A 15,319-nucleotide genomic window follows, 5' to 3' on the forward strand; every position below is an offset into this window, starting at 1 on the left:
GCGCCGCGTTAATCGTCGATCACGCTGCCGTCAGCGCCGGCACCAGCGCGGTGAGGTCGATGACGAGCACGGGCTCGCCATCGCGATCGACGATGCCGCGACCGGCCTCGCTCCACGCGCCGTCGAGCGCAACGCCGGCGGCGAGCGGCTGGAGATCGAAGGCGGCGATGTCATCGAGCGTGTCGACCAGAAAGGCGTAATGGTGGCCGTCGACCTGCGTGACGACGGCGCGGCGCGCCTTCGCCTCCGCATTGCCGCCGAGCGCGACCTGCGTGTCGATCACCGTCACCACGCGGCTGCGCAGCGTCGCCAGCCCGCGTACGGTCGCGGGCGCGCGCGGCACCGGCGTGATGTCCCCGATGTCGACGACCGATTCGACCGCCGCCGATTCGATCGCCACCGCCCGCCCGGCCACATGCGCAATGAGATAGAGGTCGGGCATTATCGGCTCCCCGTGCGGCGCATCGCCGAACCCACTGCCGCCAGCACGCGCTCGCGATCGTAACGATAGACGCCGTCAGGCGCCGCAGCGTCGCTCGAGAGGCGCAGGATTGGCACGTCGGCGGGCATTGCGGTGGCACCGGCCGCGTCGAGCGCGACGACGATGCCCGGCACCTCGCCCGCGCGCAGGCTGGTGGCAACGCGATAGCCCGCACCGCGCAGCAGCGGCGCGAGGAAGGTCTGCAACCAGCCGCCGGCATCGGCATCGAGCAGGCAGAGCGGCTGCTCGGCCGCCGGCGCCGCCGCTCCATGCTCGGCGAACAGCCAGAACGCATCGATCAGTTCGACTGGCTCGTCGCCGACCAGCACCACACCCGCAACGGAGCCGGGCTGCGCCGCAGGCTCGATCGCATCGCCGATCGTCACGATGTCGGCCGCCTCGGCAATGGCATAGCCGATCTCGCTCGCGCCATCGCGCAGGCGCAGCACCGCAAACCCGCGATCCTCGGGTATCGACCCGGCGGACGCAAGCGGCAGCAACTGCCCGTCGATCGCGAGGCGCAGCCGCCCCGCCGTCATCTGCACCGCTTCGGGCGTCGCCTGCTCGATGCGATCGAGTATCGCCAGCGGAACAGCGCGGCGCACGCCGTCGAGGTCACGGAACATGAGCACTGGCAAGCCCTCGCGCTCGGCTTCGGCATGCGCGTCGTGCGGTTCGCTCGTCTCGCGATGGAAGCGCAGCCCCGCCGCCGTCGCCAGGCCGGCGCAGTCGAGCAGCAGCATTGGCCGGCCGCTGTCGGGCAGCGTCTGCCCGGCATAGACGCCGGCGCGCATCACCGCCGGGGCCGATGGCTTGATGACGAGCTCTTCGGTATCGAGCACCGCATCGACCGCAAGCGCATAGGTGACCGCACCCAGCCCGATCACCGCGAGCATCTCGGGCTCGCGCGCGGCCTCGGGGGTGCGCAGGCCGAGCATCACGCCCAGGTCGACGATCGGCATACGGCGGTCGCGGATCGTCGCGACCTGCGTGCCGCCGACGCGATCGATGCGGATCGCCTGCGAACGCGCCGACAATATCTCCTCGATCACCATGCGCGGCGCGGCGAAGCACTGCTCGCCGACGCTGACGACGATGGTGGAGATGATCGAGAGCGTCAGCGGCACATGGATGCCGATGCGCAGGCCTCTTCCGGGCAGATTGTCGAGATCGATGCGCCCGCCGATCTGGTCGACGCAGGCGCGCACCACGTCCATGCCCACGCCGCGCCCCGACACCGACGACACGCTGTCCTTGGTCGACAGGCCGGGCTCGAAGATCAGCGCCAGCTTCTCGGCCTCGGGCAGTCCGCGCAGCCTTCGCTCGTCCTCGCCCGCCGCGACCAGCTTGGCGATCACGCGCTCGATATCGATACCGCGCCCGTCATCGATGATTTCGAGCACGATCTGGTTGCCCGCCTGGCTCGCGGAAACGGTCAGCCGGCCGCACTCGGGCTTGCCAAGCAGCCGGCGTTCGGCAGGCGCCTCGATGCCGTGATCGATCGCGTTGCGGATGATGTGCACCAGCGGGTCGCGCATCACCTCGATCATCTCGCGGTCGAGCTCGACCTCTGCGCCTTCGATCCTGAGCGCCACCTGCTTGCCCAGGCCCGCGGCGGTATCGCGCACCACGCGCGGCAGTGCCGAGAACAGCGCGTCGATCTTCTGCATCCGCGTGCGCGTGACGGTATCGCGCATATCCGCCACCGTCGCCGACATCCGCTCGAGCGCGGCCTCGATCGCGGGATCGACGTCGCCGCCGCGCAGGCGGCGCGCCAGCTCGTTGCGCGCGAGCACCATGTCGGACATGCCGGACATCATGCGGTCGAGCAGATCGACGCTCAGTCGCACGCTGCGCGCGGGGGCGCGCTGCACATGCGCTGGCTGCTGCTGCAAGGGCGCATCGGCGCTGCCGCCGGCGAGCGCGGCGATGAGCAGATCCTCGCCGGTATCGTCGAGCGCGGTGCCGGCGTCGATCGCCTCGACGATCTCGCCGATCCGGTCGACGATGCCGAGCACCGCATTCACCAGCGCGCGGTCGGGCGTGCGCTCGCCCGAGCGGACCAGCGCCAGCACGTCCTCGGCGGCGTGGCTCAGCCGTTCGAGGCGCGGCAGGTCGAGAAAGCCGCAGCTTCCCTTGACGGTGTGGACGAAGCGGAAAATCGCATCGAGCCGCGCGCGATCGTCGGGCGACGCTTCCCAGGCGATGATCTCGCCCGCAAGCGCCTCCAGCGTCTCGCGCGTCTCGGCAATGAACTCTTGCAGCAGATCGTCCATGCGTCCCCGAACCCCCGACGGGAAAGCCTTGGACGAACGGCGTTAAGACGGGGTTATTGCGGCGGAAACGATGCGCCGAACATCAGCACCGGCGCATCGGGTTGCGAGACCACGAGCTGGCCCCCGCCCTGCGCGACCAGCGCATGCGCCAGATGCGCCGCCGCCGAGCGCGGCGTGACGGCAGCATCCTCGCCGCCTTCGAGCGCGGCGTGCAATTCGCGATCGAGCACGATCCGCTGCCCCTCGGCGCGCACGACGATCTCGATGCCGCGCTCGCTCTCCTCGGCGCCGATGTCGAGCGCGCCGCCGCGCACCAGCGCATCGCCGGCGATCAGCGCCAGGTTGAGCAGCACCTTGATAACCTGCTTGGGCAAGACCGGCGCCTCGACCATCCAGCCAATCTGCAACCGGGCATGGTCGACGAAAAGGCCCTCAATCGCCGCCTTGGCCTCGCGCGTGTCGACGGTCTCGCCGAAGCCGCCCGCGGCACCGAAGGCGAGCCGAAAGAATTTGAGCTTGTTCGCCGATGCCCGCGCGCTCTCGCCGAGCAGTTCGAGGCAGCGCTGCCGCATTTCGGGGTCGTGCTCGTCGGCCAGCAGTTCGAGCCCGTTGTTGAGCGCGCCGACGGGCGAGAGCAGGTCATGGCACAGGCGCGAGCAGAGCAGGCTGGCGAAATCGGTGGCGGCAAGGTTCAAAGCAACTGGCTCCGCGGCAAAATTGGGGGCAGCGCGCGTTGTGGCGCACGCGGCGGGTGCGTGCAAGCGAGTGGTCAGACCACGCGCAGCGCCAGCGCGTCGAACCGACCATGCACGCTGCCACCGGCTACCGCGCGCCAAGCCGCGACCGCCTCACCCGCGACGATCAGCCACAGCCGGCCATCAGGCGCGGCCATTGCAGCGTCGGTCGCCGACGGTCGCGCGTCGCCGCTGGGGTGGCTGTGCCACCAGCCTGCGATGCGCGGCCCACCTGCCCGCTCGGCGCGCAACGCCGCAAAAAATGCGGCTGGGTCGATCTCGAAACGGCATCGCGGATCCTCTGCGACGTTTTTGGCGACATTCGCCACCTCGACGCGATCCAGTTCGCCGAACAGCAATCCGCAAGCTTCGAGCGGCGCCACACGCTGCGCTTCCGCAACGATCAGGCGCTGAACGCTGCTTGAAATCGCCACCGTCTCCACCCATTTCGGATAGCGAATGGACCGGGGGGTTTCCAGTTTAGACGCGGTGATCGCATCCGATGCCGATGGCTGGCGCCTCGATCGCGCGCTGGCGGCTTCTCTGCCCACGCTCTCGCGCGAACGGCTCAAGACACTGATCGCGGCGGGCCAGGTGCACGATGCCCACGGCCAGTTGGTGCGCGATGCGCGCATCGGCGCGATTGCCGGAGCGCGCTACACGATCGCGCTGCCCGATCCCGCGCCCGCGCATAACGAAGCGCAGGCGATCGCGCTCGCCGTGGTGTTCGAGGACGAGCATCTCATCGTCGTCGACAAGCCCGCGGGGCTGGTGGTGCATCCGGCGGCAGGCAATCCCGACGGCACGCTCGTCAACGCGCTGCTGCATCACTGCGCTGGCCAGCTGTCGGGGATCGGCGGCGTCGCGCGGCCCGGCATCGTCCACCGGATCGACAAGGATACATCGGGGCTGATGGTTGCGGCCAAGCACGATCGCGCGCATGTCGGGCTGGCGAGGCAGTTCAAGGCCCACAGCATCGACCGGCGCTATCGGGCGATCGTCGGCGGGGTACCGCGCGCTTCGGGTGGCACGGTCGATGCGCGCCTAGGGCGTTCGGCGCAGAACCGCAAGAAGATCGCCATCGTGCAGGGCGATGCCGGCAAACATGCGGTGACGCACTGGCGCATGCTGGCGCCGCTGCGCGAGGCGGCGCTCATCGAATGTCGGCTCGAGACGGGGCGGACGCACCAGGTGCGGGTGCATATGGCATCGATCGGCCACCCCTTGCTTGGCGATCCGGTGTATGGCAAAACTAAGACAGCCCATCGGGCCGTGCTGGAAACCTTGGGTTTCCGCCGTCAGGCGTTGCACGCCGCCCGGCTGGGGTTCATTCATCCGGTGACAAGCCTCGCTTTGGCATTTGATAGCGAGATGCCGGGCGACATGCAGGAACTGAAGTCTAGGCTTCTCGTATAGGACTTTCGGCGAGATTGCGCAGCGGCCTGCCCGCGCGCGATATCGACGCAGCGTTAGGGAGATTGAGATCATGGCAAGCGGCAGCAACGTCCCTGCGACGATACCCGCGCTCGGTGGCGAGGCGAGCCTCAACCGCTATCTGTCGGAGATCAAGAAATTCCCGATCCTGGCGCCCGAGCAGGAATATATGCTCGCCAAGCGCTTCCAGGAGCATCAGGATCCCGAGGCGGCGGCACAGCTGGTGACCTCGCACCTACGGCTCGTCGCCAAGATCGCGATGGGCTATCGCGGCTATGGACTGCCGGTTTCCGAGCTGATCTCCGAAGGCAATATTGGCCTGATGCAGGGCGTGAAGAAGTTCGAGCCCGACCGCGGCTTCCGCCTTGCCACCTATGCGATGTGGTGGATCAGGGCCTCGATCCAGGAATTCATCCTGCGCTCGTGGAGCCTCGTCAAGATGGGCACCACCGCCGCGCAGAAGAAGCTGTTCTTCAACCTCCGGCGCATGAAGGCCAAGCTCGATGCGTTCGAGGACGGCGACCTGCGGCCTGAGGACGTGGCCAAGATTGCCAAGGATCTGGGCGTCACCGAGGACGAGGTGACGAGCATGAACCGCCGCATGGCAATGGGCGGCGACACCTCGCTCAACGTGCCGATGCGCGAGGATTCGGAAAGCCAGTGGCAGGACTGGCTGGCCGACGAAGGCCCATTGCAGGACGAACGCGTCGCTGATCGGCAGGAAGCCGATGTCCGCCACGACATGCTGGTCGAGGCGATGGACGACCTCAACGATCGCGAGAAGCACATCCTCACCGAGCGGCGGCTGACCGACGATCCCAAGACGCTCGAGGAACTGAGCCAGGTCTACGGCGTCAGCCGCGAGCGCGTGCGCCAGATCGAGGTGCGCGCATTCGAGAAGCTGCAAAAGGCGATGATGCGGCTGGCGGGCGAGAAGCGGCTGCTTGCGGTCGGCTGAAGCCGGTCAGACGCTGGCGCGCATCCAGTTGCGGCGGAACGTCGCCGCGCGGATGCGTGCGTAGCGGTCGCCGGCGAGATCGTAGAAGGCGAAGCTGTTGATCGCCAGCCGATCGCCCTTGCGCATCGGCCCCGAGGTGAAATCGGGCGCATCGGCGACCGCCAAGAACTCCGATCTCAGCTCCGCCGACAGCAATATTCCGTCGGAAAGCGCCTCAACGATCTCGATCGTTCGCGTCGTCGCGCCGTTGACCGCCGCGTAGAACTCGACGATCGCCCGACGCCCGCGCAATTCGGTGCCGTTGCCGATCACCAGCACGATATCCTCGGCATAATAGCCGGCCAGCGCATCGTAATCACGCGCGTTGAACGCCGCCATATAGGCGCGGAAGCGCGCCACGTCGGCCGCCGGATCACCCATTGGGCAGCGAGCGAAACCGCGCCGAGCGGATGCGCGTGAAGCGCCCGCCCTCGATATCGTAATGGATGAAGTTGATGCTGCCGCGCCGCTGCCCCCTGGCGAGCGGCCCGGTGGGAAAATCGGGCCAGTCCTCGCGTGCGTGCAGCACGGTCTTGATCTCGGCGGCGATCCGCGTCGGGCTGCCGACAAAGCTCAGCAATTCGAGCTGCTCGTCGACGCGCGCCTTCACCGCGCGATAGAATGCCAGCACCTCGGCCGCGCTCGAAAAGCTGCCGCCCTGCCCCATGAACGTGACATTTGGCGCATAATAGGCAGCGAAGCCGGCAAAATCGTTGCGATTGAACGCATCGATATAGGCCTCGAACCACGCGCGGCTGCCGATTTCAGCCGCTTGCGCCGTCTCCGCGTGCGCGAGCACCGGCACTACCAAGCCCATCGCGATCACGGCCCGCCGCGCGAAGCCTGTTGGATTGTCCGCCATGGCGACGATCATATGCCGCCTGCGCCGCGCGCGCAAACGGGGATGACGTCATCGAACGCGCACGGTAACGCCGCACCATGCCTGCCCAAGCCGCCCGCCGATCGCCCCCTGCCCGCCGACCTGTGCGACGCTTGGCAGCGTTGCTGCTCAAGATCGTGCTGTGGTTCGTGCTGCTGTCGGCGCTTTACGCGGTCGCATTGCGTTTCGTGCCCGTCCCCTTCACCGCAACGATGCTGGGCGACGTGTTCGCGGGGCGCGGCGTCACCAAGACATGGGTGCCGATTGAGCGCATCGATCGCGACATGGCGCGCGCGGTGATCGCGGGCGAGGATGCCAAGTTCTGCACGCATCACGGGTTCGATTACGAGGCGATCGCCGCCGCGGCGCTGCGCAATGCCGAGGGCGGGCGGATACGTGGCGGATCGACGATCAGCCAGCAGACCGCCAAGAACGTGTTCCTATGGCAGGGCGGCGGCTTCTTCCGCAAAGGGCTCGAAGCGTGGTTCACGCTGCTGATCGAGACGATCTGGCCCAAGCGGCGGATCATGGAAGTCTATCTCAATGTCGCCGAGACGGGCATCGGCACCTATGGCGTCGAGGCCGGCGCGCGGCGCTATTTCGGCAAGGGCGCGGCCAATCTCAGCGAGAGCGAGGCGGCGCGGATCGCAGCGGTGCTGCCGCTGCCGAAGAAGCGCGCCGGGATCGCCCCCACGGGGTTCACCCGGCGCTATGGCAACAGCATCAGGGCGCGTATCGGCGTCGTCCGTCGCGACGCGCTCGATGCCTGTCTCGCCTGATTACTCGACGACCTTCTTGGCGGCATCGCCGACAGCGGTAGCACCGTCGCTCACGGCATCCGCCGCCCCGGTGATCGCCTCGGTCTGCACGGCGTCGTTGCGGCTCTGGTTCATCAGAAAGAATGCGCCGACGATGACCGCGATCAGGATCGCCAAGCCGATCAGCAGCGTGCCCCCGCCGCCGCTGCGACGCTCGACGACCGTGGTGGTGTGCGGCGCGTCGGTATAGGTAGTGCGTTCTTCCTCGACCATCTGAACTTCCTTCCCTCCGTTGCAGATGCGGGCTTCAACGTAGGCAGGAAAGCGATTGTTCCCGTTGTGAAATGTTCAGGAAAGCCGGCGCTCAGAACGGCAGCTTGAAGCCCGGCGGCAGCGGCATGCCGCTCGTCAGCTTCGACATTTCAGCCGAGCTCGCGGCGTCGGCCTTGGCGCGCGCATCATTGAACGCGGCAGCGACCAGATCCTCGAGCATTCCCTTTTCCGACGGCTGAAGCAGCGACTCGTCGATCGCGATGCCCAGCACGCGACCCTTGGCGCTCGCGCGAACCTTGACGAGCCCGCCGCCCGATGCACCCTCGACCTCGATGGTATCGAGATTGGCCTGCGCCTTTTGCAGCTCGTTCTGCACGTTCTGCGCCATCGCCATGATGTCTTCGAGATTCTTCATGCCATGTTTCCTCTGGTCTTGGGGCCTAGCAGTTCGGCGCCCGGAAAGGCGAGCGCCGCGGCCACCACGGGCTGCTCGCGCACCCACGCCTCGTATGCGGCGTTGTCGTTCGCCTCGGCTTCGCGCAGCGAGGCGGCGCCGGGTGCATCGCTGGTGGTCACGCGCCAACGCGTGCCGGTGGTCGCGCGCAACGCCTCGCCCAGATCGCGGACGAAATCGGAGGGGATGGGGCGCGCGGTCGAAAGCTCGAGATCGGGTGCCGCCAACCGCACGATGCGCGCGTGGTTGCGGAGCGCCTCGGCCAGCGCGTGCCGGCCATGCGCGGCAAGCAGATCGCGAATCGCCTCGAGGCTGTCGGGGAGCGCGGCCGTCGCCGCCACATCGGGTGCTGGCGCGGGGGCGCCGCTGGGCTGCGCCACCGCAACCTCGCCTTCGCGCAGCCGCCGTGCCAGCTCGCCGGGGTCGGGCAGTTGCGCGGCATGGATGACGCGCAGCAGCGCCATTTCGCTCGCCTCGACGGGCAGCGCCGCGCGCGCCGTTTCCTCATAGCCGCGCAGCAGCAATTGCCACAGCCGGTGCAGCACGGGGAACGACAGGCTGCGTGCCCACTCGCCCAGCGCCTCGCGCTCCTCGGCTGCCTGCGCCATGTCGACCTCGGCGCCGACCTTGGCGAGCGTGATGCCGTGCACCGTTTCCATCAACATGCGCAGCACCGATGCCGGATCGATACCGAGATCATATTGCCGCCGCAGCGCCGCCAGCGCGGCGCCCGCATCGCCGGCCAGCAGCAGCGCTAGCAGGTCGCGCACCGCGCCGCGATCCGAGAGCCCCAGCATGGCGCGCACCGCCTGGGCTTGCACGCCACCGCCCTCGATGCCCGCATGCGCAATCGCCTGGTCGAGGATCGACAGGCCGTCGCGTGCCGACCCCTCCGCCGCACGCGCGATGAGCGCCAGCGCCTCGGGCTCGGCCTCGAAGCCTTCGGCGCGCGCCACGGCATCGAAATGCGCTGCCAGCTTCTCGGCGGGGATACGCCGCAGGTCGAAGCGCTGGCAGCGCGACAGCACCGTGATCGGCACCTTGTGCACCTCGGTGGTCGCAAGCAGGAACTTCACATGCGAAGGCGGTTCCTCGAGCGTCTTCAGCAGCGCGTTGAACGCCGGCTTCGACATCATGTGCACTTCGTCGATGATGTAGATTTTGTAGCGCGCCGAGACCGCCGCATAGCGCACCGCTTCGGTCATCTCGCGCACATCGTCGACGCCGTTGTGGGAAGCGGCATCGATCTCGACCACGTCGATGTGCCGCCCCTCGGCGATCGCTCGGCAGGGTTCGCACTGGCCGCAGGGGTCGATCGTCGGCCCGCCGCTGCCGTCGGGGCCGACGCAGTTGAGCGCCTTGGCGATCAGCCGCGCGGTACTCGTCTTGCCCACGCCGCGCACGCCGGTCAGCAGGAATGCATGCGCCAGCCGGTCGCGGCGGATCGCGTTGCCCAGCGTCTGCACCATCGCATCCTGCCCGATGAGCTGGGTGAAGGATTGCGGCCGGTACTTGCGCGCCAGCACGCGATAGGCCGCGGCACGCGGCGGGGCGGGCGGATCGCCCAGGTCGAATAGCGGATCGTCCATCGCTGCCTGTCTAGCGCGCCGCGGCGCGCAAGTCGAAGGGGCACATCGAGGGGCCGCGAGTTGACCGCGTCCGGGCAGCGGCTACACGAACGCGATGGCAAAGGCCGACCGCCTCGAGCGTCTCGATACGCAGCGCGTCGAACTCGAACAGGAGTATCGCGAGGCCCTGATTGCCGCGCTGCACAATACTGCCAAAGGACGGTGGGGCCTGTTCGATCACCAGCAGGATCGTGGCGCCCGCGCCCGGATCGCACCGGTGATCGCGCAACTGGACGAACTTGCCCGCACAATCGACACAATGCGCGCCCGGCTCGGGCTCGAGCCGTTCGCACTCGACCGCGAGTTTCGAGCGGCGCGCGGACCGGTGCCCACCCACGCCGTCGGCGAGCCCAAACAGGCGCAGGCGTGGCTGCACCGGCTTGGCGAGCGGCCGGCGTGAGCGAAGCGTTCGAAACGCTGCTGGCACGGCCCGGTGTGCGAATCGAACGCATCGTTTCGCGGGGCGATGTCATGCCGCCCGATCGTCCGCACCTGCAAGCGCATGACGAATGGGTGCTGATCGTCGCGGGCGAGGCTCGGCTGCGGATCGGGGACAACGCCGAACACATGTTGATGCCGGGCGATCATCTGCTTATCCCGGGTGGCGCGCGCCACTGGGTGACCCACACCGCCACCGACCGCGAAACGATCTGGCTGGCCGTGCATTTCGGCGACTGACGGCTTGGAGGTGGGAGCCGGGACGACCCGCAGCAAAATCGTTGCGGCTGCTTCCTTCCGGACCTGACCGGGTTGGCGACGGCTACGCCCGCCCGACTCCCGCTGGCCATATGGCGCGCCTTGCGTCGCGGCGCAACCGTTGCGGGCGGTCAGCCCTGTACCATTGCCAGTCGATGCGCAGGGCAGCCGTTGAACCGGCGCCGGAATCCCGCCGAATGCCTGTATGGATCGCGACGCGCGCGATTGATGCCGCCAAGCGGCTGATGCGCTGCAATCGCCTGCCACGGACCAAAGGCGATCTGCGCCTCACGCTCGGCAATTTCCGCATTCCACGCCGGCTGTGGGATCGCCTCGATCCGCGCCACGGTCTGGAAGGGGCTTTGCCGGGCGTCCCATTCCACGGTGGCATCCTCGATCGGCATCGTGTCCAGATCGGTGCACAATTGCACGCGCAATTCCCACGCGCCGCCATGTGCACGCGCCGCCGCATCGACCTCTTCGCGCAACGCATCGTCGCGGCCCTCGAGATCGATCCGGACGCCGCCGAGCGAAACCAGCGCGGGTGATACCGGCACGAGTTGCCATTTCGCGATATGGTCGCCGAACCGATAGGGCGTCTGGCTCCAATAGGTTTGACCCAACGGATGCGTCTGTGGGGCGCCGCCCAATTGCTTCAGCATCCCGCGTTCGAGCCCTACGCTTTCGAGCGCGGTACCCACACCCTGCAACGTCTTCGACAACAGCTTCTTGGCGCCTTCGCCGCGATCGGTGGTGGCCGCCAGCAGCTTGAGCGTGTTCAGGAACGCCGCAGGATCGGCCGCCGCAAATACCGGCGCGTCAGCGAATACGAAATCCTGCACATCGGCATCTTCGGATCCGGCCAGCCGCACGCCCCCGACACCCTGCACCTTCATCGCCACACCGCGCGGCAGCGCCACCGCGTCGTCCAATATATCGCCTGCATTGGTCGAGAAGCGCAGCAGCGCGGCGTAGTCCCCCGGCTGCGCGAACATGCCCTGCGCCAGTTCGGGTGGCAGCGCTTTGGCCACGGTCATCCGCGCCTCGATCAATCCATGCGCCTTGGCATGGACCGCACGCACCGCCCGCCCGTAATCCTGCGATGTGGTTTCCAGAATGCGATCGAACTGCGCGATCAGCGCGTCGATGGTTTGGGCCTCGTCGGCAGCGACCTGCTCGACATCGGATGTGAATGGTACGGGCGTGGCCATGATGATCCCCTGCGGACGACACTGCGCGAACCGCTGCAATCGTGACAGGTTCCGGTTCGGCGCAACGTCAGGCGAACAGATGCCCGATCTGCGCGCCGATATCGGCGTGCACGGCATCGGCGACCGCAGTGTCGGCCCCCGGTGCATCGAGATAACAGGCTACCACGATGGGCTTTCGCTGCGGCGGCCAGATGATCGCGATGTCGTTGAACCAGCCGTCGCCGCTCGTCCCCGTCTTGTCGCCGGCGCGCCAGTCGGCAGGCAGGCCGGCACGCAGGCGCGACGCGCCGGTGCGGCTGGCGACCATCCATTCGATCCGTCGCGCACGTGACGCGGAGGACAAGACATCGCCGACAAGCATCCGCTCGAGCGTTGCGGCCATCGCCAGCGACGAAGTCGTGTCGCGCGTCTCGTCGCCGCGCACGTCGTTGAACGTCGGCTCGGTGCGATCGAGCCGCGACACGCCGTCGCCCATGCTGCGAAACCAGCGCGTGAGGCCCGCGGGCCCACCGATCAGCGGGAGCAGCAGATTGGCCGCGCTGTTGTCGCTCAATACGACCGCGGCCTCGCACAGTTCGGCGACCGTCATCCGCCCTTCGGCGCGGCGTGCGCGCACTGCCGGCGCATAGTCGAGCAGATCGCCGTCGCCGAAGCGCACCGGCTGGTCGAGCCGCAAGCGACCAGCATCGACGCGCGCGAGCACAGCCGCTGCGAGCGGTGCCTTGAAGGTCGAGCACATCGCATAACGGCCCATCCCGTCGATCGTGAGCCGCCGCCCCGTGCCGGTATCATGCACCGCGAGCCCCAGCCGCACGTCGGCGCGACGGCGCAACGCCTCGAGCGCGCCATCGGCCTGTCGTGCCGAGACGCGCGGCGCGAGCATTGCCGCAAGCGCGCCCGCGATCATCATGCGCCGGTCGGGCATCACCGCCCCAGCATGTCGCGGCGTTCGGCGGGGATGCGGACGGTCATCCCGTCGAGCGCGGTATCGAGGACGATCTGACACGCGAGCCGGCTGGTGCGCGTGGCGCCGGCGGCAAGGTCGAGCATGTCCTCCTCCTCCTCGCTGGCGGGCGGCAGCCGGTCGAAGTCCTCGGATGAAATTATGACGTGGCAGGTCGAGCACGCCATCTGCCCCTCGCACGTACCTTCGAGCGGCTGGCCATCGGCCTGCGCGACATCGAGCAGGCGCTCGCCCTCGGGCGCTGTGACCTCGCGCACCTCGCCGCCATCGGCGCTGACGAAGCGTATGCGGATCATGCCGCGATCCGCTGCGCGCGTGCAGCCGCATCGATACGCGCGAGCGCGGCGGCGAGTTCGTCGATCCGCGTATAGCGACCGAAGCCGATGCGGATGCTCGATCGCGCGTCGCCGTCCGAAAGGCCGATTGCGCGCAGCACATGGCTCGCGCGCCCCGATCCGCTGGCACAGGCGGATCCGGCCGAGAAGGCGATGTCGCGGCATTCGGACATCAGACGCGCGACATCGAGCCCGGCACGGCGGAGATTCAGGTTGCCGCGATAGCGTGGCGACGCCGCTCCGTTGAGCGTCCAGCCCCGCCCTTCAACCAGCGTCGCACACGCTGCAGTCCACAGCGCTTCGACATGCGCGGCGTCGTCGTCGGCGCGTTCCTGCATCAGCCGTGCTGCCGCGCCGAAGCCCGCGCACAGAGCCGGGCTGAGCGTGCCCGATCGACCATCCTCCTGATTGCCGCCGTGCAGCAGCGGCGCGAGCGCAACGCCGTCGCGCCGCCACAGGGCGCCTACGCCTTTGGGTCCGTGCAGCTTGTGCGCCGAAAGCGCGACCAGATCGACCTCGTCGGGAATTGGCACGCGGCCATAGCCCTGCACCGCATCGCACAACATCAACGCGCCGGCCTCGTGCGCGAGCCTCGCCAGCGCACCGACGGGCTGGATCACGCCGATCTCGTTGTTCACCAGCATCGCCGCAACCAGCGCGGTGCCGGGGCCTATCGCGCGCTCCGCGGCATCGAGATCGATCAGCCCATCGGCCCCGACGGGGAGCACCGTGACGGCCCGGCCGCGGACATGCTCGGCCTCGACGGTATCAAGGACTGCGGCATGTTCGGTCGCGAAGGTCACGATCGCGCCGGTGCTGCCGCGGATCGCCCAGTTGATCGCTTCGGTCGCGCCGCCGGTGAAGGCCAGCCGACCGCCAACGGGAAGCAGCGCCTCAATCCAGTCGCGCGCTACCTCGATCGCGGCCTTCGCCGCGCGGCCTGGGGCATGTGCCGAATGCGGATTGGCATGGCCGCGTTCGAGCCAGGGCAGCATCGCCGCCAGCGCCTCGGGTGCGAGCGGCGTGGTCGCCTGATAATCGAGATAGGTCATTCGGTCAGGTCGTCGGTCATCGTCTGCGCTGCGACATCAGCGGCGATGGCGCGCCACGTCTCTACAAAGCGGTCGATATCGTCCTTGCCCGTTGCGCGGCCGAAGCTGACGCGCACCACCTGTGCCGCCTCGGCCGAGCCGATGCCCATCCGCGCGAGTACATGGCTCGGCCGCATCGATCCCGACGAGCATGCGGCGCCCGCCGATACCGCGATCCCCGCGAGATCGAAGCGGATGAGCTGCGTCGCGGCGGCGACGCCGGGCATGCGATAGCTGGCAATCAAGGGCGTGCGCCGCTCGGCATCGGGCGCGATCCGTTCGCCGCCCGCCTCGGCGATCGCCGCATCGAGCCGCTCGCGCAGTTCGGCCATGTAGGGCAGATCCTCGGGTGAATCGAGCGCGGCCTGGAAGCCTGCGGCACCCGGCACATTCTCGGTGCCGCCGCGATAGCCGCGCTCCTGCCCGCCCGATGGCAGCAGCATCGCCAGATCGCGCACCAGCAGCGCGCCGATGCCCGGCGGCCCGCCGCGCTTGTGGCCCGAGACGCTGATGAAATCGGCATGATCCTGCGGCAAATCCTCATCGTCCCAGCCAACGGGCATCTGCGCGGCATCGACCAGCAGCAGTCCGCCCGCCCGATGCACCATCGCGGCGACAGCGGCGATCGGCTGGAGCACGCCCGTTTCGTTGTTGCCCCATTGCACCGCCACCAGCGCGGGCGTCTCTGCCTTGGCGAGCGCCGCCTCGAGCGCAGCCAGATCGATTACGCCGTCACCATCCACTTCGATCCGCGGCGCATCGGGAAGCGCGCGCAGCACGGCGTCGTGCTCGACGGCCGATGCCATGCGGCCTGCAACCTGCGCGCGACGGCAGGCGATCTCGATCGCCTCGGTAGCGCCGCTAGTCAGGATCACTTCGCCATCCCAGCCATAGGCGGCGGCGATGCGCGCACGCGCGCGCTCGATCGCGGCGCGTGCCGCGCGCCCCTCGGCATGCGGCGACGAGGGATTGGCCCAGCTGGCGAGCGCCGCCGCCATGGCTTCTGCCGCGGCGGGCACTACCGGCGTCGTCGCGGCATGATCCAGATTGATGCGGTCGGACAAGGCAGCTCCCGTCTGGCGCGTTGCGTCGCTATCCAAGGCGCTT

Annotated in this window: 19 protein-coding genes and 1 other RNA gene; 5 read left to right on the forward strand and 15 right to left on the reverse strand. The window is 68.4% G+C overall.

The genetic code is table 11. The features are described 5' to 3' along the window. Nucleotides 1-19: 19 nt before the first annotated feature. From FBR43_RS09090 to FBR43_RS09105, 4 genes are all read right to left on the reverse strand, one after another. On the reverse strand, nucleotides 20-442 hold the full coding sequence (locus FBR43_RS09090) for a chemotaxis protein CheW (RefSeq protein ID WP_136942847.1): 423 nt from the start codon (nucleotides 440-442) through the stop codon (nucleotides 20-22). Continuing rightward, nucleotides 442-2,757 carry a chemotaxis protein CheA gene (locus FBR43_RS09095; protein WP_136942848.1) on the reverse strand — a complete coding sequence of 772 codons (2,316 nt, stop codon included), beginning with the start codon at nucleotides 2,755-2,757 and terminating at the stop codon, nucleotides 442-444. Before FBR43_RS09095 ends, FBR43_RS09090 begins: the two co-directional genes overlap by 1 nt. A gap of 53 nt (nucleotides 2,758-2,810) precedes the next feature. Further along, nucleotides 2,811-3,452 (reverse strand): histidine phosphotransferase family protein, encoded by a 642-nt coding sequence (locus FBR43_RS09100; protein ID WP_136942849.1) that lies wholly within the window; start codon nucleotides 3,450-3,452, stop codon nucleotides 2,811-2,813. 74 nt (nucleotides 3,453-3,526) lie between these two features. Continuing rightward, nucleotides 3,527-3,925, reverse strand: coding sequence for a M67 family metallopeptidase (locus FBR43_RS09105; protein ID WP_249276520.1), 399 nt, complete (start codon nucleotides 3,923-3,925; stop codon nucleotides 3,527-3,529). A gap of 25 nt (nucleotides 3,926-3,950) precedes the next feature. On the opposite strand from FBR43_RS09105, the gene FBR43_RS09110 reads away from it, so the two are divergent. Together FBR43_RS09110 and rpoH are read left to right on the forward strand one after the other, a co-directional pair. Beyond that, entirely contained in the window at nucleotides 3,951-4,907 is a 957-nt protein-coding gene (locus tag FBR43_RS09110; protein ID WP_136942850.1) for an RluA family pseudouridine synthase, read from the forward strand. A gap of 70 nt (nucleotides 4,908-4,977) precedes the next feature. Beyond that, complete coding sequence (gene rpoH, locus FBR43_RS09115) at nucleotides 4,978-5,883, forward strand: RNA polymerase sigma factor RpoH (protein WP_136942851.1); 906 nt, start codon at nucleotides 4,978-4,980, stop codon at nucleotides 5,881-5,883. 6 nt (nucleotides 5,884-5,889) lie between these two features. Here rpoH and FBR43_RS09120 read toward each other — a convergent pair whose 3' ends face one another. Together FBR43_RS09120 and FBR43_RS09125 are read right to left on the reverse strand one after the other, a co-directional pair. After that, complete coding sequence (locus FBR43_RS09120) at nucleotides 5,890-6,303, reverse strand: nuclear transport factor 2 family protein (RefSeq protein ID WP_136942852.1); 414 nt, start codon at nucleotides 6,301-6,303, stop codon at nucleotides 5,890-5,892. Continuing rightward, nucleotides 6,296-6,784, reverse strand: coding sequence for a nuclear transport factor 2 family protein (locus FBR43_RS09125; RefSeq protein WP_212611913.1), 489 nt, complete (start codon nucleotides 6,782-6,784; stop codon nucleotides 6,296-6,298). Before FBR43_RS09125 ends, FBR43_RS09120 begins: the two co-directional genes overlap by 8 nt. Before the next feature lie 77 nt (nucleotides 6,785-6,861). On the opposite strand from FBR43_RS09125, the gene mtgA reads away from it, so the two are divergent. Next, on the forward strand, nucleotides 6,862-7,581 hold the full coding sequence (gene mtgA / locus FBR43_RS09130) for a monofunctional biosynthetic peptidoglycan transglycosylase (RefSeq protein ID WP_136942854.1): 720 nt from the start codon (nucleotides 6,862-6,864) through the stop codon (nucleotides 7,579-7,581). On the opposite strand, the gene FBR43_RS09135 is transcribed toward mtgA, so the two are convergent. The 3 genes from FBR43_RS09135 to FBR43_RS09145 form a co-directional block, all read right to left on the reverse strand. Continuing rightward, complete coding sequence (locus FBR43_RS09135) at nucleotides 7,582-7,833, reverse strand: hypothetical protein (RefSeq protein WP_136942855.1); 252 nt, start codon at nucleotides 7,831-7,833, stop codon at nucleotides 7,582-7,584. A gap of 91 nt (nucleotides 7,834-7,924) precedes the next feature. After that, nucleotides 7,925-8,248 carry a YbaB/EbfC family nucleoid-associated protein gene (locus FBR43_RS09140; RefSeq protein WP_136942856.1) on the reverse strand — a complete coding sequence of 108 codons (324 nt, stop codon included), beginning with the start codon at nucleotides 8,246-8,248 and terminating at the stop codon, nucleotides 7,925-7,927. Further along, nucleotides 8,245-9,876, reverse strand: a complete 1,632-nt coding sequence (locus FBR43_RS09145) for a DNA polymerase III subunit gamma/tau (protein WP_136942857.1) — start codon at nucleotides 9,874-9,876, stop codon at nucleotides 8,245-8,247. The genes FBR43_RS09140 and FBR43_RS09145 overlap by 4 nt, the downstream gene beginning before the upstream one ends. Nucleotides 9,877-9,970: 94 nt before the next feature. Between FBR43_RS09145 and FBR43_RS09150 the strand changes: the two genes are divergently transcribed. After that, nucleotides 9,971-10,315: a hypothetical protein gene (locus tag FBR43_RS09150; RefSeq protein WP_136942858.1), complete on the forward strand. Its 345-nt coding sequence runs from the start codon at nucleotides 9,971-9,973 to the stop codon at nucleotides 10,313-10,315. Then, the gene (locus tag FBR43_RS09155) at nucleotides 10,312-10,593 is read left to right on the forward strand and encodes a cupin domain-containing protein (RefSeq protein WP_249276521.1); all 282 of its coding nucleotides are present in this window, start codon (nucleotides 10,312-10,314) and stop codon (nucleotides 10,591-10,593) included. Before FBR43_RS09150 ends, FBR43_RS09155 begins: the two co-directional genes overlap by 4 nt. A 7-nt stretch (nucleotides 10,594-10,600) precedes the next feature. On the opposite strand, the gene ffs is transcribed toward FBR43_RS09155, so the two are convergent. The 6 genes from ffs to FBR43_RS09185 all read right to left on the reverse strand — a co-directional run bounded on the left by ffs (nucleotide 10,601) and on the right by FBR43_RS09185 (nucleotide 15,276). After that, nucleotides 10,601-10,696, reverse strand: an RNA gene (gene ffs, locus FBR43_RS09160) — signal recognition particle sRNA small type. Between the two features lie 46 nt (nucleotides 10,697-10,742). Further along, nucleotides 10,743-11,822, reverse strand: a complete 1,080-nt coding sequence (locus tag FBR43_RS09165; protein WP_136942859.1) for a catalase family protein — start codon at nucleotides 11,820-11,822, stop codon at nucleotides 10,743-10,745. Between the two features lie 67 nt (nucleotides 11,823-11,889). Next, a complete protein-coding gene (gene bla, locus FBR43_RS09170; RefSeq protein ID WP_136942860.1) occupies nucleotides 11,890-12,747 on the reverse strand; it encodes a class A beta-lactamase in 858 nt (285 codons plus the stop codon). Further along, a complete protein-coding gene (locus tag FBR43_RS09175; protein WP_136942861.1) occupies nucleotides 12,747-13,082 on the reverse strand; it encodes a 2Fe-2S iron-sulfur cluster-binding protein in 336 nt (111 codons plus the stop codon). Before FBR43_RS09175 ends, bla begins: the two co-directional genes overlap by 1 nt. After that, complete coding sequence (locus tag FBR43_RS09180) at nucleotides 13,079-14,173, reverse strand: cysteine desulfurase family protein (RefSeq protein ID WP_136942862.1); 1,095 nt, start codon at nucleotides 14,171-14,173, stop codon at nucleotides 13,079-13,081. The genes FBR43_RS09175 and FBR43_RS09180 overlap by 4 nt, the downstream gene beginning before the upstream one ends. Next, nucleotides 14,170-15,276, reverse strand: coding sequence for a cysteine desulfurase family protein (locus FBR43_RS09185; RefSeq protein ID WP_136942863.1), 1,107 nt, complete (start codon nucleotides 15,274-15,276; stop codon nucleotides 14,170-14,172). The genes FBR43_RS09180 and FBR43_RS09185 overlap by 4 nt, the downstream gene beginning before the upstream one ends. Nucleotides 15,277-15,319 lie beyond the last annotated feature (43 nt).

Origin of the sequence: Sphingomonas baiyangensis (genome assembly GCF_005144715.1) — a bacterium.
Taxonomy (GTDB): Bacteria; Pseudomonadota; Alphaproteobacteria; order Sphingomonadales; family Sphingomonadaceae; genus Sphingomonas; species Sphingomonas baiyangensis.

Coding starts and splice junctions, on each gene's coding strand:
- FBR43_RS09135 (WP_136942855.1), bottom strand. CDS start 7,833: ATGGTCGAGGAAGAACGCACTACCTATACCGACGCGCCGCACACCACC.
- FBR43_RS09140 (WP_136942856.1), bottom strand. CDS start 8,248: ATGAAGAATCTCGAAGACATCATGGCGATGGCGCAGAACGTGCAGAAC.
- FBR43_RS09090 (WP_136942847.1), bottom strand. CDS start 442: ATGCCCGACCTCTATCTCATTGCGCATGTGGCCGGGCGGGCGGTGGCG.
- FBR43_RS09095 (WP_136942848.1), bottom strand. CDS start 2,757: ATGGACGATCTGCTGCAAGAGTTCATTGCCGAGACGCGCGAGACGCTG.
- FBR43_RS09175 (WP_136942861.1), bottom strand. CDS start 13,082: ATGATCCGCATACGCTTCGTCAGCGCCGATGGCGGCGAGGTGCGCGAG.
- FBR43_RS09180 (WP_136942862.1), bottom strand. CDS start 14,173: ATGACCTATCTCGATTATCAGGCGACCACGCCGCTCGCACCCGAGGCG.
- FBR43_RS09125 (WP_212611913.1), bottom strand. CDS start 6,784: ATGGCGGACAATCCAACAGGCTTCGCGCGGCGGGCCGTGATCGCGATG.
- FBR43_RS09120 (WP_136942852.1), bottom strand. CDS start 6,303: ATGGGTGATCCGGCGGCCGACGTGGCGCGCTTCCGCGCCTATATGGCG.
- mtgA (WP_136942854.1), top strand. CDS start 6,862: ATGCCTGCCCAAGCCGCCCGCCGATCGCCCCCTGCCCGCCGACCTGTG.
- bla (WP_136942860.1), bottom strand. CDS start 12,747: ATGCCCGACCGGCGCATGATGATCGCGGGCGCGCTTGCGGCAATGCTC.
- FBR43_RS09145 (WP_136942857.1), bottom strand. CDS start 9,876: ATGGACGATCCGCTATTCGACCTGGGCGATCCGCCCGCCCCGCCGCGT.
- FBR43_RS09110 (WP_136942850.1), top strand. CDS start 3,951: ATGGACCGGGGGGTTTCCAGTTTAGACGCGGTGATCGCATCCGATGCC.
- FBR43_RS09165 (WP_136942859.1), bottom strand. CDS start 11,822: ATGGCCACGCCCGTACCATTCACATCCGATGTCGAGCAGGTCGCTGCC.
- FBR43_RS09150 (WP_136942858.1), top strand. CDS start 9,971: ATGGCAAAGGCCGACCGCCTCGAGCGTCTCGATACGCAGCGCGTCGAA.
- rpoH (WP_136942851.1), top strand. CDS start 4,978: ATGGCAAGCGGCAGCAACGTCCCTGCGACGATACCCGCGCTCGGTGGC.